The sequence below is a fragment of the Aureimonas sp. D3 genome, from assembly GCF_001463805.1.
GTDB classification, from domain to species: Bacteria; Pseudomonadota; Alphaproteobacteria; order Rhizobiales; family Rhizobiaceae; genus Aureimonas; species Aureimonas ureilytica_A.
The window spans coordinates 94,657-110,249 of sequence record NZ_BBWM01000003.1; the positions used below are offsets into that span (position 1 = coordinate 94,657).

Here is a 15,593-nt window from a genome sequence, read left to right on the forward strand (position 1 = left end):
GGACTCACTCGGCGGGGGCCATCTTGCCGAGCGTCGCCCAGGCGGCGTTGATCGCCTTCATGCGCTCGGTCGCGATCGCCAGAAACTCCTGCGGCACGCCGCGCGCCACGAGCCGGTCCGGGTGGTTTTCCTTGACGAGTTCGAGATAGCGCCGCCGGATCGTCTCGGGACTGTCGCTCGGCTCGACGCCCAGAACCGCATAGGCCCCAGCCTCGCCGCCGATGATGTGGCGCGCCTTCAGGCGCTCGAACTGCGCCTCGCTGATCTCGAAGAGTTCGGCCACGCGCTCGAGAAAGGCGAGTTCGCGGTCATGAACGAACCCGTCCGCCCCTGCGATGAAGAACAGGCCGTCGAGAACGTCGGTCAGGAGCGCGCAGTCGCGCTCGCCGCTGCCACACAATCCGCGCATCCGCAGCGCATAGGCTTCGAAGCCGGCCGTGTCCTGCTTGGCGAGGTCATAGAGCCGAAAGACGTTGCGCACTTCCTCGGGCGGAATGTCGAAGATACGGCGGAACGCGTTGATTTCGTTCTGACTCACCACGCCATCGGCCTTTGCCATCTTGGCCGAGAGCGCGATCATCGCCACGGAGAATGCGACGCGCTTTCGCGTTTCGCGATCGGCCTCGAAGGCCGAGCGAATGCGCTCTACCAGAGCTTCGACGGTGGCCGCGCCACTGGCCGCGAGATCCCGCACGAGTTGCGCGAGGCTCGAAAAGATCGACATGGTTTCTTTCGTTTCCGCCGCGCCGCCAAGGGCGCCCGACTCGGCACTTTATCGCAGCGCGCTCTGCCGCGACAGCGAAAGCAGGCGGCCGCCAGCCCCTCTCTCGACGAAAAAGGCCCGCGCTGGTGGCGCGGGCCCGGTCAGTGGCGCTGTGGGCCGCCCCTGCCTTTACGGCGTGGTGGTCGTCGTGCCCGTCGTACCCGTGGCACCCGGCGTCGCGGTCATGCCAGTCGTTCCCGTGGTGCCGGTGGCCGGCGTGGTCGTGGTGGTTCCCGTCGCCGGAGCGGTCGTGGTGCTGGCGGCCGGCGTGGTCGTGTTCGAATTGCTTTTGTTGTCCGAGCAGGCCGTCAGCGCCAGGAGGGCGACGGCGCTAAGAGCAAGAGAGATCGTCTTCATGAGATACGGTCCTGTTGTTGGTCTGCTGCCCCTACAACGAGCCAAATGGGGTTCGGTTCGCCTATTTCCTGTTCACGCTGCATTTCATCGGTCACATCTGCGCCAGATCACGCTCCGGCGATGCGAAGGGCAACGCCAGCCCGGCGTAAGGTCCCGTGCGCACTTTGCCGCCGCATGGGACGCCATGGCAGGGATACGGAACCGATGCGATCATCACCGAACACGGATCGCGCGCCGCTCGCCTCGGCCGGCCGGGCGCTGGCCCTCGCGCTGTTCGCCTGCCTCGCTCTCACCAGCTGCCGGTCCGTTTCGCTGGATGCGACCGAGCTGGGCCTTGTCGGCATCAAGGGATCGAAGCCCGAGCATTACCCGGTCCACGGTATCGACGTCTCCAAATACCAGGGCGAGGTGGATTGGGAGGCGGCGCGCGCGGGCGGGGTCGCCTTCGCCTACATCAAGTCCACCGAGGGCGGAGACCGGATCGACAGCGCCTTCGCGCGCAACTGGAAATACGCCAAGGCCGCCGGCGTGCCGCGCGGGGCCTATCATTTCTTCTACTGGTGCCGGCCGGGCCTCGAGCAGGCGCGCTGGTTCATCGAGAACGTGCCGCGCGACCCCGACGCCCTCCCCCCGGTGCTCGACGTCGAATGGACGCCGGATTCGCCGACCTGCACCCGCCGCCCGCCGCGCGAGGAGATGGTGCGCGAGATGAGCGCCTTCCTGAACGCGGTGGAGCGCTATTACGGCGTGCGCCCGATCATCTACGCGCCGATCGACATTCACCGCGACCGGCTGATCGGCACCTTCCCCAAGCACCAGTTCTGGCTGCGCGGCGTGAAGGATCATCCGAGCGAGAACTATCCCGGCCGCGACTGGCGCTTCTGGCAATGGACGGCCACGGGCACCGTGCCGGGCGTCCCGGGCGGGGTCGATCGCAATGCCTTTTCCGGCACGAAAGCCGATTGGGACGCCTGGCTGAAGGCGCATCGACCGGCTTCTTGACCACCTCTTCTTCAAAGCGCCGCACTTTGCCTGTTAGGGCGGCGTATTCCTTTTCTATGACGGACCGGCCATGACCCTTTCGCTGAAACCTCTGCTTCTTGCTTCCACGCTGCTGCTAGTGGGCGTCGGCGCGGCCGCCGCGCAGGGCGCGCAGTGCGGCGGCGACTGGAACAGCTTCCTGAAAGGCGTTCGCGCGGAGGCTCTGGCCAAGGGCCTGTCGCAGAACGGCGTGGACCGGGCGCTGGCCCATGTCCGGCAGGATGAGAAGGTGCTGGCGCGCGATCGCGGCCAGGCCGTGTTCCAGCAGGAATGGCTGCGCTTCCAGGGCCGCATGGTCAACAAGGACCGGCTCGCGCGCGGCAAGGCGAACCTTCAGAAATACGCCTCGACCTTCCGCGAGGTGGAGGCCAAGACCGGCGTTCCCGGCCCGGTGATCGCAAGCTTCTGGGGCCTTGAGACCGATTACGGCGCGGTGCTCGGCGATTTCGACACGCTGTCGGCGCTGGCGACGCTCGCTCATGACTGCCGCCGCCCGGAAATCTTCCGCCCCCATCTCATCGGCGCGATCGAGCTGGTGGATCGCGGCTACCTGACGCCCGAGCAGATGAAGGGCGCCTGGGCCGGCGAACTTGGCCAGACGCAGATCCTGCCCGAGGACTATATCGCCTTCGGCACGGACCAGGACGGCAACGGCACGATCAATCTCCTGACCGACGTGCCCGACGTTCTGATGACGACCGGCAAGTTCATCCAGTCCATGGGCTGGCGCAAGGGCGAGCCCTGGCTGGAAGCCATCCGTATGCCAGCCGATTTCCCCTATGATCGCGCCGCGCTCGTCAACAAGGAGCCGCGCTCGGAATTCGCCAAGCTCGGCGTCACCAAGTCGGACGGCTCGCCGTTGGAGCGCGACGGCATGATGGCCTCGATCATCCTGCCGCAGGGCAAGGGCGGCCCGGCCTTCCTCGCCTTCCCGAATTTCGACGTCTATCTCAAGTGGAACAATTCGCTGACCTATTCGCTGACCGCCGGCTATTTCGGCACGCGGCTGGCGGGCGGGCCGGAAGTCGCGGTCGGCAATCCGCAGCCGGGCCTCGACGGCGAGCAGATGAAGCGCCTTCAGCAGCGCCTCGTCTCGCTCGGCTACGATGTCGGCAAGGTGGACGGGATTCTGGGCGCCAACACGCGCGCGGCCGTCGCGACCGAGCAGCAGAAGCACGGCATGGCGCCGGACGGCTGGCCCACGACCGAGCTTCTCGCGAAGCTCGGCTGATACGAAAAAAGGGCGGCCTCGGAGCCGCCCTTTTCATGTCGATCAGAATTTCAGTTCCGCAGCCTCAGGCGACGGCCTTCCAGTTCAGCCCGCCCGCGTCCGTCTGCAGGAAAGCCTCGCCGCAGGCCTTGGCGAGCGTGCGCACGCGCAGGATATAGCTCTGGCGCTCCGTCACGGAGATCACGCCGCGCGCGTCGAGCAGGTTGAAGACATGGCTGGCCTTGATCGCCTGATCGTAGGCCGGCAGCACGCATTTGTGCAGGGTCTGATTGCCGCCCGACACCGGCGCGCCGGCCTGGAGCAGCGCCCGGCACTCCGCTTCCGCATCCTCGAAATGCTTCAGCAGCATCGCCGTGTTGGCGAACTCGAAATTATGCCTCGAATATTCCTGCTCGGCTTGCAGGAAGACGTCGCCATAGGTGACCTTCTCGTCGCCCTCGCGGCCGTTGAAGTTCAGGTCGTAGACATTGTCGACGTTCTGGACATACATGGCAAGGCGTTCGAGACCATAGGTCAGCTCGCCCGCCACCGGCGCGCATTCGATGCCGCAGACCTGCTGGAAATAGGTGAACTGCGAGACTTCCATCCCATCGCACCAGCATTCCCAGCCGAGGCCCCAGGCGCCCAGCGTCGGCGACTCCCAGTCGTCCTCCACAAAGCGGATGTCGTGCAGGCCCGTGTCGATGCCGATCGCCTTCAGGGAGCCGAGATAGAGTTCCTGGAGGTTGGGCGGGTTCGGCTTCAGGATGACCTGATACTGGTAATAGTGCTGGAGCCGGTTCGGGTTCTCGCCATAGCGCCCGTCCTTGGGACGGCGCGAGGGCTGAACATAGGCCGCGTTCCAAGGCTTGGGGCCGAGCGCGCGCAGCGTGGTGGCGGGGTGGAACGTGCCCGCGCCGACTTCCATGTCATAGGGCTGGAGCACGACGCAGCCATAATCGGCCCAGTAGCGATGCAGCGCCAGGATCAGGCCCTGAAACGAGCGTTCGGGCCGCATATGGGGGGCGAGTTCGGACATGTCGTGCCTTTCCGGCCAAGCAGCGTCGCGGCCCGCCCGAAGGCGAAGCCGCTCTTTGGCGCGGGAGTTGCCACGCCGGCGCGGGAAGGGTCAAGCCTTGCCGCGTCTCGCCCGCCCTCAGTCCTCCTGAAGACGGAAGACCCCGTCCTCGCCGCGCACGAGCGTGCCTTGCGCGCCGGTGCGCATTTCCGCTTCCGAGCGGCGGTTGCGCTCCGAGACGCGCGCGGCGTCCCGCTGCATCTGCTGGTATCCGAAATAGGCCGCCGCACCGACGAGGCCGAAGAGAAAGATGGGCATCAGATCCGCCATGGTTCGTCCGCCTCAAGTTTCGTCGTCAAACCCGGCAAAGGCAAGGCATAAGCCGCCGATCACAAGCCGTAGCGCGCCCAGAGCGCGCGCTCCTCGGCTGCCTCCACCAGAGCGCCGCCCAAGCCCGCGCCGGCCTGCGACAGGTCGAGGCTGCCCGCCAGCCGGCTCGCCCCGCCGCCCGAGCCGCGAAGCGAAAACAAGCCGCGCTTGGGGCCGATCACCTGCAGCTTGACCTTGTCGCCGTAATGGCCGCGCAGGACGGTGCGCAGATCGCCCAGGCGATCCACGAGGCCAAGTTCCAGCCCGCGCACGCCCGACCAGAAAAGGCCCGTGAAGAGATCGGGATGATCGGCGAGCTTCGCTCCTCGCCGGGACTGCACGAGGTCGATGAAGGTCTTGTGGACGTCGAGCTGGAGCGATTTCAGATGCTCGACATCTTCGGCCCGCTCGGGGCGGAACGGATCGAGCGTCGCCTTGTTCTGACCGGCCGTGTGCACGCGACGCTCGACGCCGATCTTGCGGATCAGCTCCACGAAGCCGAAGCCGCCCGACACGACGCCGATCGAGCCGACGACGCTGGAGGGATCGGCCACGATCTCGTCGCCCGCGCAGGCGATCATGTAACCGCCCGACGCCGCGACATCCTCGCAGGCAACGATCACATGCTTGCGCTTTTCCTCGGCGAGATCACGAATGCGCTGAAACACCAGCCGGGACTGGACGGGCGAGCCACCCGGCGAGTTGATCGAGATCGCGACAGCCGGCGCGTCCTTCATCGCGAAGGCGCGCTCCAAAAGCGGGGCGACCGAAGCCAGCGAGATGGACTGGCGGAACGGCCCCGACGCGCCGGCCATGATGACACCCTGAAGCCGCACGACCGGAATGACGGTCGCCTCGGAGCGAAAGCGCTTGGGCAGGAGCTTCTTCAGGCGGTTGGGCACGGGCAAAACCTCGGGGTCGCGAATCGTGGCCTTCATGTAGGAAGAGCCGGGCGCGGAAGAAAGCGCCCCCGTTACGAAACCGAAATCTCCGCCTCGCCCGATGACACAGCGCGCCGAAGCGCTTCGTCCAGAACGAGCGGCGGGCGGATGAGAAGCGGCGCGCGCGAGCCTCGCACCGCCGAGGCGAGAAGCCGGATCGCCGGATCGCCCGGCGCGGAATGGACCGCGTAGAGATGCAAAGCGCCGAAGCGCCCCTCCATGCCCTCCAGAAGTTCGGGCAAATTGTCCGGCCGAAGGATCATGGTGATCCGCGCCCCGTGCCTCGACAGCGCGCCCGCCACCGCCAGCCAGCGCACGAGGAATCCCGGCTCCGGCAGGGATTTCGCCGCACCGCGCCGTGCATCGGGCGACAGGCGCCCACCGGCGGGATGAAAGGGCGGATTGGAGAGGACGAGATCGAAGCGGGCATCTGCCAGTCCCGCCGCCTCCCGCACCGGGCGCGGGGCCAGAAGGTCGAGTTCCACCACGTCGAGGCGGGGGGCGAGCGCGGCGTTCTCAGGCAACGCGATGGAGGCGCGCGCCAGCGCCGCCATGCTCGGCTCGCGCTCGGCGAGCACGAGCGACAGACCGGGCGCGTGCACAGCCGCCGCCAGCGCAACGGCCCCCGCCCCGCTTCCCATGTCGAGCGCGTGGCCCGTAGCGTTTCTTGGCACGGTGGCCGCCAGAAGCAGCGCGTCATGCCCGGCGCGAAACCCGCCGCGTCGAGGCTGGAGCAGGTGGAAGGCCCCGCCGAGAAAGGCGTCCTTCGAGATGTCCTCCGCTGCTGGCGGAGCGACCTCAGGAGGGGTCGGAGAGTTCATGGCCGAGTTCCGCGTCGTGCAGCAGCCGGCGCGCCGTGTCGATTTCGCCTTCGTCCACCAGAAGCCGGCGCGGGATGGCGCCGATCGAGCCGTCGAGAATGCTCATATGGCCGTCCGCGACGAAATGCGCGATCCCGGCATCCTTCAGGAGCACGGAGAGAAAGGACAGGAGAACGGGGTCGTTGGAACGCACAAGTTCGATCATGGGCTGACTTGGCGTGAAACGCGGCTACACCGCAAGGGCCGCGTTCGCGCCCTTTCACCCTCCATGACCGATCTTGTCATGCCATTCGCTCTTGCCGCCCGCCGCCCGCCCCGCTATTGCCCCGGCAACCGAATGGAGGATATCGTGAGCCTAGCCAGCCCCGTGGGTACCGTCAGGCCCATCGCCTCGATCGATCCGATCCTCGGTTTGACGCGCGCCGATATGAACCGCGTCAACGACATGATCCTGGCCATGGCCGGGTCGAATGTCGAACTGATCCCTGAGATCGCCGACCATCTGATCTCGTCCGGCGGCAAGCGGCTGCGCCCCATGCTGACGATCGCCTCGGCGCTGCTCTTCGGCTACGAGGGCGAAGGTCATGTGAAGCTCGCCGCCAGCGTCGAGTTTCTCCATACCGCGACACTCCTGCATGATGACGTGGTGGACGAAAGTGACCTGCGCCGGGGGCGCAAGACCGCGCGCACCATCTGGGGCAATCAGGCGAGCGTGCTGGTCGGCGACTTTCTGCTCGGCCAGGCCTTCAAGATGATGGTCGAGGTCGGCTCCATGCGTGCCCTCGCGATCCTGTCCAACGCCTCGGCCGTGATCGCCGAAGGCGAGGTCTGGCAGCTCTCCGCCGCCAAGAAGATGACCACCAGCGAGGCCGATTATCGCGCCGTGATCGCCGCCAAGACGGCCGAGCTTTTCGCGGCCGCTGCCGAAGTCGGCCCCGTGATCGCCAAGTCGGGCGATGCGGCCGAGCGCGCCATGCGCGCCTATGGCATGCATCTCGGCATGGCGTTCCAGCTCGTGGACGATGTTCTCGACTATGGCGGGTCGGCCGACGATCTCGGCAAGAATGTCGGCGACGACTTCCGAGAAGGCAAGATCACCCTGCCCGTCATCCTCGCCCATGCGGCGGGCGACGAGAGCGAGCGCCAGTTCTGGCGTGAGGCCATGGAAGAAGGCCGCAACGATGACGCGGCGCTGGCGCGCGCGCGCGCGATCATGCAGCGCCATGGCGCGCTGGAAGCGACCAAACAGCGCGCCCGCGAAGAAGGCCGGCTGGCATCGGACGCTCTGTCGGCCATGCCGCCCGGCCCGGCGCGGGACGCGTTGGAGGCGGTCGTTGAATTCTGCATCGACCGGATTTCGTGAGGCGCGTTTCGCGCCCGCACTTGCGCCCGGCCGTAAAATGAACAAGCTGGCTTGACAAGGGAACGGGTCGGCGCTTGCTGCCCGCTCAGCGGCGACGATCTTTAGAGGTCTCGCCTGCGACGGCCGCTTCGGGCCGCTTTCGTCCTTCGCAAAGGAATTCGACGTGGATACATCGCGCATTTCGCGGATCGCTCTGGCGGCAGCCCTCGCGGCCTCGATGATGGCGATCGGCGTGGCCGAAGCGCAGGCGAAGAAGGTCGAGCCGGCTCCGGCCGCCGCCAGCGGCAAGCCGCCGATCGAGGTGAACACCCTTTCGGGCGCCTATCTCGCCGCCAAGCAGGCGCGCGAGAACCGCCAGCCCGACATCGCGGCGGATTACTACGCCAAGGCGCTATCGCTCGACCCCAATTCCGAAACGCTCCAGCAGGAGGCGATGTTCGCCTATCTCGCGGACGGGCGCTTCGCAGAAGGCGTAAAGCTCGCCACCAAGCTGGCGGGCAACGAAGATGTCGGCAAGGTCGCCCATATCGCGCTGGCGCTCGATGCGCTGCGCTCCAGCCGCTTCGATGCGGCCATCGGCCAGCTCAAGCTGGAAGACACGAGCGATCTCGACACGCTGCTGATCGGCCATCTCTCGGCCTGGGCCGAGCTTGGCGCCGGTCGCTCGCGCGAGGCGCTGGCGCGCATTCAAGGGCTCTCGGGTGCCTCCTGGTTCTCCGTTTTCAACCAGTATCAGGCCGGTCTCCTCGCAGGCCTCGCCGGCAACCTGCCGGCCGCGCGCACGGCGCTGAACAGCGTCATCTCCGATCAGGCTTCCGCCCAGACCTCGGTGGACGCCTTCCTTGCCAGCGCCGAGGCGCTCGGCCGCCTGGAAGCGCGCGCCGGCAAGAAGGCCGACGCACTGGCTGCCATCGACAAGGGCTTGGAACTCGCCCCTGGCTACGAGCCGCTGACGCAGCTGCGCAGCGAGGTCGAGGCCGGTAAGAAGATCGCCGCGCCCATCGAAAGCGCGCAGGAAGGCGCGGCTGAAACGCTCTATATTCTCGGTCAGGCCATCAACCGGGGCGACGGGCAGGACGTGGCGCTTCTCTACTTCCAGTTCGCCAAGGCCGTGTCGCCGACGCCCAATCCCAAGCTTCTGACGGCGCTGGCCGGCGTCGCCGATCGCACGCAGCAGATCGACCTCGCGCTGTCCTATTACGCGCAGATCCCCAAGGCTTCGCCCTATCACCGCACGGCCGAGCTTCAGATGGGCCTCGACCTCTGGCAGGCCGACCGCAAGGATCAGGCCAAGGATCATCTGCGCAAGGCCGTGAAGGACTATCCCAACGACCTTCAGGCGCATCTGGCCTTTGCCGACGTGCTGGCCGCCGACAAGTCCTATGGCGAGGCGGTGAAGCTTCTCGACCGCGCGCTGGAACTGGCCCCCAAGGACGCACCCAATCTCTGGAACATCTATTACCAGCGCGGCATCGCCTATGAGCGTCTGAAGGAATGGGACAAGGCCGAGCCGGACTTCAAGAAGGCGCTGGAGCTTTCGCCCGACCAGCCACAGGTGCTGAACTATCTCGGCTATAGCTGGGTGGACATGAACAAGAACCTCGACGAGGGGCTGAACATGATCCGCACCGCCGTCGATCTGCGCCCCAACGACGGCTATATCATCGACTCGCTCGGCTGGGCCTATTACCGCCTCGGCCGCTATCCCGACGCGGTGGAGCAGCTGGAGCGGGCCATTCTCCTGACCCCGGCCGATCCGACCATCAACGACCATCTGGGCGACGCCTATTGGCGCGTCGGGCGCACCCGCGAGGCCAAGTTCCAATGGAACCGTGCCCTCACGGGCGAGCCCAAGCCCGAGCAGGCGCAGGTCGATACGATCAAGCGCAAGCTCGCCGAGGGCCTCGACGCCGTGTCGCCGGCCTCCGCCAACGAACCGCCCGCCGCCCAGCGCGCAGCCAACGAGGCCCCGGCGGCCACGCAGCCGAACTGAGCGGGGGCGTGGACGCGCTCGCAGCTGACCGCGCCGCTCTTGGCGGAGCGGTCTCGGCCCCCGCCAAGGTCAATCTCGCGCTGCATGTCACCGGGCGGCGCGAGAACGGCTATCATGATCTCGACAGTCTCGTGGTCTTCGCACGGGACGGCGATCATCTGACCATCACCCCGGCCGATCAAGATCAGCTGACGATCGAGGGCCCTTTTGCCGCCGGCCTGCCGCTCGATCGCGGCAATCTCGTTCTGCGCGCGCTGGATCTGGCACGCTCGTTGGCCGCGCGCGACGGGATCGATCTCCCCCCTGTTCACATCCATCTCCAGAAGAACCTGCCGCTTTCCTCCGGCATCGGTGGCGGCTCGGCAGACGCGGCGGCGCTTCTGCGCTGGATCGCCGATGCCAATCCCGTGCTGGCGGACAGGCTGTCGGCGGAGTGTCTCAGCCTCGGGGCCGATGTGCCCATGTGCTGGGCCGGCCGTGCGGCCCGCGTGCGCGGCATCGGCGAAGTCTCGGCCCCGGTCGCGCGCCTCGGCGGGTTTGCCATGGTCTTGGTGAATTGCGGCGCGCCGGTCTCGACGCCGGCGGCTTTCTCCGGCTTGGAGAGGCGCGACAATCCCCCCCTGCCCGCGCTGCCGGCGGGCGGCTTCGCCGATCTCGAGCAGCTCGTCTCCTACCTCCGAGACACGCGAAACGATCTGGAAGCGCCGGCCCTGCGCATCGTGCCCGAGATCGCCGCCGTGTCCCGCGCGCTGGCAGATGAAGGCGCGGCGTTTCAGCGCATGTCCGGCTCGGGGGCCACGGTCTTCGCTCTGTTCGAAAATACAAGCCAGGCGGATGCGGCGGCGACGAGGCTGCGAACGCGCCAGCCGCATTGGTGGGTCGCGGCCACCGAAATCCAGCCGATGGGGGAGGCGTGATGACATCGCCGGACCGAGAATTCCTTCCGCTCGGCATCGCCATTCTCACCGTCTCCGACACGCGAACCCTCGCGGACGACAAGTCGGGCGACACGTTGGTGGCCCGGCTGGAGGAGGCCGGCCATCGCCTCGCCGCCCGCGCCATCGTACCCGATGATCGCGACGCCATCCGCGACACGGTTCTCGGCTGGTCGCGCGACACGCAGGTGGATGTGGTGATCACCACCGGGGGAACCGGCTTCACCGGCCGCGACGTGACGCCCGAGGCGCTGGAGCCTATTTTCGAAAAGCGGATGGACGGGTTCTCCGCCGTGTTCCACCGTGTCTCCTTCGAGAAGATCGGCGTCTCGACCATCCAGTCCCGTGCGACGGGCGGCGTGGTGAACGCCACGTTCGTCTTCGTGCTGCCGGGCTCCCCCGGCGCCTGCCGCGACGCCTGGGACCATATTCTGAAAGCCCAGCTCGACTATCGGCACAAGCCCTGCAATTTCGTGGAAATCATGCCGCGTCTGGACGAGCACCTGCGGCGCAAGGGCGGCGCGTCCGCTTAGCCCTCGCGATCGGCCAAACGGTCGAGGCCGATGCCTTTGGCAACGCCCTGCCAAGGGGCGCCCGCCGAGAGGCGCGACATCGCATGGGCTTTCGGCACGAGATAAGCGCTTTGACGCGGCGCTAGCCATCGACGCCATCCCCTCGCCTCGCGCGTGGGCAGAACGAAGCGTCCGCCCCGCGGCCCCTTGGCTCGTGACTGATCCTCGCCGTGGCGGGCGGCCCGCTCGGGCCAGTTGGCGGGCAGGCGGTCGCCCGCGCGCATCAGGATCAGCCAATCCCCCTTCAGAGCCAGCGGAGTATGGCCCAACTCCGCGCGGGAGAGGACCGAGCATCCCGCATGGTCGGCCACCTTCAGCGCGGCTTCGCCCTGCGGCTCCACCACGACAACCTCGCGCAGCACGCCCTCCACCACACCCGCCACGAGGGAAGATAGGGTGATGGTCAGGTCCATCGGCTCATCGGCATCGAAAACCAGAACGCTCAGCATGGCTCATCGCCATAGCCGACACGCGCGGGCGTGACCAGCGATTCAGAGGCCGCAAAGTTTGTTCTTGAAATGTTCTCAAATGATGAATAGGACTATGGTCACAACGCGAACAACCGGACGGAAGGTTGTCCCATGCACGAGATCAACACCGCCGATCGCATCGCCTTCTCGCAGCGCGACGGCATCGACATGGCCCAGCATGTGGTGGCTCAGTCCGGTCTGCGCATCGGGTTCGAGCGTCGGCGCGGCCGCGCGGCGGGCCTGAACCCGACAGGACGTTTCGAGCCCTTCGCGCGCTCGGCCTTCGATGACGGCTGGTCCTCGCTGGACGAGTTGCCGAGCCTCAAGACCGAAGTGCAGACCGAGATGGCGCGCAGCGTCATCACGCGCAATTCCTCGCCCGACATCTCCTTCGACCGCTCGGTAAACCCCTATCGCGGCTGCGAGCACGGCTGCATCTACTGCTTCGCGCGGCCGACGCACAGCTATGTCGGCCTGTCGCCGGGGCTTGATTTCGAGACCAAGCTCTTCGCCAAGCCGAACGCGGCGGAACTTCTGGAAGAAGAGATCGCCAAGACCGGCTACGAGGTCCGGCCGATCGCCATCGGCACCAACACCGATCCTTATCAGCCGATCGAGCGCGAACGCCGGATCATGCGGCAGATGCTGGAAGTGTTGGAGGCGGCCAACCATCCGGTCGGCATTGTCACCAAGTCAGCGCTCGTGCTGCGCGATCTCGACATCCTCTCGCGCATGGCCGCAAAGGGACTGGCCAAGGTGGCCGTATCGATCACGACGCTGGATCGGCGTCTGGCCCGCACCATGGAGCCTCGCGCGGCGACACCCACAAAGCGGCTGGAAGCCGTGCGTGAGCTGACCAAGGCCGGCATTCCCACCATGGTGATGACCGCGCCCATTATTCCGGGCCTGACGGATTCGGAGATCGAGCGGCTGCTGGAAGCCGCTTCGGAGGCCGGGGCGCGGGAAGTCGGCTATGTGCTTCTGCGCCTGCCGCTGGAGGTCGCGCCCCTCTTCAAGGATTGGCTGCTTCAGCACTATCCCGACAGGTATCGCCACGTCTTGTCTCTGTTGCGCTCCATGCGCGGCGGTAAGGATTACGATCCCGAATGGGGCAAGCGGATGACCGGCGGCGGTCCCTATGCCACGCAGATCAAGCATCGGTTCGAGATGGCCGCGCGTCGCTTCCATCTCAATCTCGAACGCACCCAGCTACGCACCGATCTGTTCAAGGCGCCGAAGGGTGCCGGTGTTCAACTGTCCTTGCTTTAAGGCTTAGGCCCGTCTGAGCATTCGCGGGGGCCGGCGTCCTACGCCAACCGCTCGGCGACAGCAGACCGCGCCAGAGCTTCAATCCCCATCGGCGCGCCGGTGCATCCGGAACGGCCTTGAAGCCAGAGCCCATTTTCCGGCGTACGTCCCCGACGCCGGATCGCTCGTGCACCATCCGCACCTTGGTTCGCGAGCTTGAGGAGAATCGGAGAATGAGCGAGTCTCGCCGCACCATGGCTCGCCGTTCCTCCGATTCTCCCTCCCTATCCTCCCCTCGCCCGGCGCGCACCAAGCCGCCAGGCCCTGACTTCTCGCGCGAAGCCGCGTGGCATCAGGGTGGTGGTGGCCGGATCGCCGGCGTGGACGAGGCCGGTCGCGGCCCTCTGGCCGGCCCCGTCGTCGCGGCGGCCGTGGTTCTGAGGCCCGATCGCATCCCGGCTGGTCTCGACGATTCCAAGAAGCTCGGCGCCAGGCAGCGCGAAGAACTGTTCGAAGCCATTCTCGCGGATGCCGAAGTCGGCATCGGGACGGCCAGCGCCGCCGAGATCGACCACGTGAACATTCGGCAAGCGACGTTCCTCGCCATGCGCCGCGCAATCTCGGCGCTCGCCAACAAGCCGAACCATGTTCTGGTGGACGGGCGGGACATTCCCGTGGGCTGCCCGGTGCCCGCCACAGCTCTGATCGGTGGGGATGCGCTGTGCCTTTCCATTGCGGCTGCCTCCATCGTCGCCAAGGTGACGCGAGATCGGATCATGACGGAGCTTTGCACCGCCGACCCGCGCTACGGGTTTCGCCAGCATATGGGCTACCCCACGGCCGCTCATGTCGAAGCGCTCAAAGTCCACGGCCCAGGGCCGCATCATCGTAGAACCTTCGGCCCCGTCCGAGCGCTTCTGTAATACGAAACGCTTCGCGGCATCCTGCAATATCGATCCGGCCTTTAGGGAACGGCTTGCCCATCCGAGCCGCGCCGCAAGGTGACCGCAATAAAAAAGGCCGGCTCGCGCCGACCTTTGGAGTCTTTCGATCTGTGCGGACAGCGTCAGTTGAGACGGCGGCGGACTTCCGCGATCGACTGGTCGATGACGCGGGGGTCGGCGGCGACGTTGCGTTCCACCATCAGCTGGGTGGCGGCGTCGATCGCGATGTTGACGGCGCGGGCACGAACCTCGGAAACGGCTTCGGCTTCCGCCTGGGCGATCTTCTGCTCGGCGACCTGCGTGCGACGAGCGACATACTCTTCGCTCTTGACGCGGGCTTCGTTGACGATGGCGTCGGCTTCGCGCTGCGCCATGGCGAGGATGTCCTGCGCCTCGGCCTCGGCCTCGCGGCGGCGGCGCTGGTATTCGGCAAGCTGCTGCTTGGCCTCTTCCTTGAGCTGGCGTGCTTCGTCGATCTCATTGCGGATCTGCGCGGCGCGCTTGTCGAGCGCCTTCGTCATCATCGCCGGCGCGCCCAGATACATGACGAGCGCGAGGAACAGGATCAGGCCGACAAGAGCCCAGAACGTATTGTCGAAAGCCATGACGACGCCCTCTTAGGAACGAACGGAACGGACGGCGCGCGCGACGTCCTCGCGAGACACGTTCAGGCCGGCCAGATCGGTCAGGATCGCCTCGGCGGCGTCTTCCGCGATCGTATCGACCTCGGCGAGAGCGCGGACCTTCACCTCTTCGATGCGTGCCTGAGCCGCGCTCAAACGGGAATCGAGATCGGCCTCGATCGTCTTGCGCTGCGCATCGGCGTCGGCGCGAGCCGTGTCGCGGGCCTCGGTCGCAATGCGCGTGGAATTCTTGCGAGCGGACGCGAGTTCCTGCTCATAGGCGGCCTGCGCCTCGTCGGCGTCGGCCTGCATACGCTCGGCGGCCTGGAGATCCAGGGCGATCCGGTCGCGGCGATTCTCCAGAACGGTGGAGATGCGCGGCACGATCGTCTTCGAGATGACGTAGTAGAACACGCCGAACGTGATCGCGAGCCAGAGGATCTGGGACGCGAAGAATTCGGGATTCATCGGCGGGAAGCCGGCTTCCTCGTGGTGGCCGGGATCGACTGCGATCGCTTCGCCGGTCGGCGGAACGGGGGTTTCCATCAGGGTCGGACCTGCATCTGGGGATTGGACCTGGGCTAATGCCTGAGTGACGAACATGTCGGACTCCGATGATACGGGTCCGGCCGCCCCAGCAGGGGCGGCCGGCTGCACAATCCCTTGAAGCGCGTGCTTAGACGAAGAGCAGCAGGAGCGCGATCAGGAGCGAGAAAATGCCGAGAGCTTCCGTCACGGCGAAGCCGAACACGAGACGGCCGAACTGGCCATCAGCAGCCGACGGGTTGCGCAGGGCACCCGAGAGGAAGCTCGAGAAGATGTTGCCGAGCGCGAGAGCGGTGCCGGCCATGCCGAAGCAAGCGAGACCAGCGCCGATGTAACGTGCAGCTTCCGCGTCCATGGAGAACTCCTTTGGTTGGATCGT

The 15,593-nt window shown here is 66.6% G+C and carries 19 protein-coding genes; 8 read left to right on the plus strand and 11 right to left on the minus strand.

Annotation, left to right across the window (positions count from 1 at the left end):
• Positions 1–4: 4 nt before the first annotated feature.
• Entirely contained in the window at positions 5–724 is a 720-nt protein-coding gene (locus tag AUL36_RS01710) for a J domain-containing protein (protein WP_062217354.1), read from the minus strand.
• Between the two features lie 168 nt (positions 725–892).
• On the minus strand, positions 893–1,120 hold the full coding sequence (locus AUL36_RS24125) for a hypothetical protein (RefSeq protein ID WP_058600874.1): 228 nt from the start codon (positions 1,118–1,120) through the stop codon (positions 893–895).
• Between the two features lie 204 nt (positions 1,121–1,324).
• On the opposite strand from AUL36_RS24125, the gene AUL36_RS01720 reads away from it, so the two are divergent.
• Together AUL36_RS01720 and AUL36_RS01725 are read left to right on the plus strand one after the other, a co-directional pair.
• The gene (locus AUL36_RS01720) at positions 1,325–2,122 is read left to right on the plus strand and encodes a glycoside hydrolase family 25 protein (protein WP_062217357.1); all 798 of its coding nucleotides are present in this window, start codon (positions 1,325–1,327) and stop codon (positions 2,120–2,122) included.
• A gap of 70 nt (positions 2,123–2,192) precedes the next feature.
• Entirely contained in the window at positions 2,193–3,392 is a 1,200-nt protein-coding gene (locus AUL36_RS01725) for a lytic murein transglycosylase (RefSeq protein WP_058635602.1), read from the plus strand.
• 64 nt (positions 3,393–3,456) lie between these two features.
• Here the strand turns inward: AUL36_RS01725 and AUL36_RS01730 are convergent, their stop codons facing one another.
• The 5 genes from AUL36_RS01730 to AUL36_RS01750 all read right to left on the minus strand — a co-directional run bounded on the left by AUL36_RS01730 (position 3,457) and on the right by AUL36_RS01750 (position 6,725).
• Positions 3,457–4,410: a glycine--tRNA ligase subunit alpha gene (locus AUL36_RS01730; protein ID WP_062217359.1), complete on the minus strand. Its 954-nt coding sequence runs from the start codon at positions 4,408–4,410 to the stop codon at positions 3,457–3,459.
• 117 nt (positions 4,411–4,527) lie between these two features.
• On the minus strand, positions 4,528–4,719 hold the full coding sequence (locus AUL36_RS01735) for a hypothetical protein (protein WP_058600878.1): 192 nt from the start codon (positions 4,717–4,719) through the stop codon (positions 4,528–4,530).
• 59 nt (positions 4,720–4,778) lie between these two features.
• The gene (locus AUL36_RS01740) at positions 4,779–5,660 is read right to left on the minus strand and encodes a S49 family peptidase (RefSeq protein ID WP_156418229.1); all 882 of its coding nucleotides are present in this window, start codon (positions 5,658–5,660) and stop codon (positions 4,779–4,781) included.
• A 71-nt stretch (positions 5,661–5,731) separates the two neighbouring features.
• Positions 5,732–6,520, minus strand: coding sequence for a tRNA1(Val) (adenine(37)-N6)-methyltransferase (locus AUL36_RS01745; RefSeq protein WP_062217365.1), 789 nt, complete (start codon positions 6,518–6,520; stop codon positions 5,732–5,734).
• Complete coding sequence (locus tag AUL36_RS01750) at positions 6,498–6,725, minus strand: putative signal transducing protein (protein WP_058600957.1); 228 nt, start codon at positions 6,723–6,725, stop codon at positions 6,498–6,500. Before AUL36_RS01750 ends, AUL36_RS01745 begins: the two co-directional genes overlap by 23 nt.
• A gap of 132 nt (positions 6,726–6,857) precedes the next feature.
• Here AUL36_RS01750 and AUL36_RS01755 point away from each other — a divergent pair, with 132 nt between their 5' ends.
• The 4 genes from AUL36_RS01755 (at position 6,858) to moaB (ending at position 11,344) form a co-directional block, all read left to right on the plus strand.
• Entirely contained in the window at positions 6,858–7,883 is a 1,026-nt protein-coding gene (locus tag AUL36_RS01755) for a polyprenyl synthetase family protein (protein WP_062217438.1), read from the plus strand.
• A 163-nt stretch (positions 7,884–8,046) separates the two neighbouring features.
• Entirely contained in the window at positions 8,047–9,876 is a 1,830-nt protein-coding gene (locus AUL36_RS01760; RefSeq protein ID WP_058600882.1) for a tetratricopeptide repeat protein, read from the plus strand.
• Positions 9,877–9,884: 8 nt separating this feature from the next.
• A complete protein-coding gene (locus AUL36_RS01765) occupies positions 9,885–10,793 on the plus strand; it encodes a 4-(cytidine 5'-diphospho)-2-C-methyl-D-erythritol kinase (RefSeq protein WP_062217367.1) in 909 nt (302 codons plus the stop codon).
• Entirely contained in the window at positions 10,793–11,344 is a 552-nt protein-coding gene (gene moaB / locus AUL36_RS01770) for a molybdenum cofactor biosynthesis protein B (RefSeq protein WP_058600884.1), read from the plus strand. The genes AUL36_RS01765 and moaB overlap by 1 nt, the downstream gene beginning before the upstream one ends.
• Here the strand turns inward: moaB and AUL36_RS01775 are convergent.
• A complete protein-coding gene (locus AUL36_RS01775) occupies positions 11,341–11,832 on the minus strand; it encodes a hypothetical protein (protein ID WP_062217371.1) in 492 nt (163 codons plus the stop codon). The two genes, moaB and AUL36_RS01775, sit on opposite strands and share 4 nt — an antisense overlap.
• Positions 11,833–11,964: 132 nt before the next feature.
• Between AUL36_RS01775 and AUL36_RS01780 the strand changes: the two genes are divergently transcribed.
• Both AUL36_RS01780 and AUL36_RS01785 read left to right on the plus strand, forming a co-directional pair.
• Positions 11,965–13,122, plus strand: a complete 1,158-nt coding sequence (locus tag AUL36_RS01780; RefSeq protein ID WP_058600886.1) for a PA0069 family radical SAM protein — start codon at positions 11,965–11,967, stop codon at positions 13,120–13,122.
• A gap of 212 nt (positions 13,123–13,334) precedes the next feature.
• On the plus strand, positions 13,335–14,024 hold the full coding sequence (locus AUL36_RS01785; RefSeq protein WP_082655444.1) for a ribonuclease HII: 690 nt from the start codon (positions 13,335–13,337) through the stop codon (positions 14,022–14,024).
• A gap of 143 nt (positions 14,025–14,167) precedes the next feature.
• On the opposite strand, the gene AUL36_RS01790 is transcribed toward AUL36_RS01785, so the two are convergent.
• The 3 genes from AUL36_RS01790 to AUL36_RS01800 all read right to left on the minus strand — a co-directional run bounded on the left by AUL36_RS01790 (position 14,168) and on the right by AUL36_RS01800 (position 15,569).
• Positions 14,168–14,650 (minus strand): F0F1 ATP synthase subunit B family protein, encoded by a 483-nt coding sequence (locus AUL36_RS01790; RefSeq protein ID WP_058600887.1) that lies wholly within the window; start codon positions 14,648–14,650, stop codon positions 14,168–14,170.
• Between the two features lie 12 nt (positions 14,651–14,662).
• Entirely contained in the window at positions 14,663–15,271 is a 609-nt protein-coding gene (locus AUL36_RS01795) for a F0F1 ATP synthase subunit B (protein ID WP_058600888.1), read from the minus strand.
• Positions 15,272–15,344: 73 nt separating this feature from the next.
• Positions 15,345–15,569 (minus strand): F0F1 ATP synthase subunit C, encoded by a 225-nt coding sequence (locus tag AUL36_RS01800; RefSeq protein ID WP_058600889.1) that lies wholly within the window; start codon positions 15,567–15,569, stop codon positions 15,345–15,347.
• Positions 15,570–15,593 lie beyond the last annotated feature (24 nt).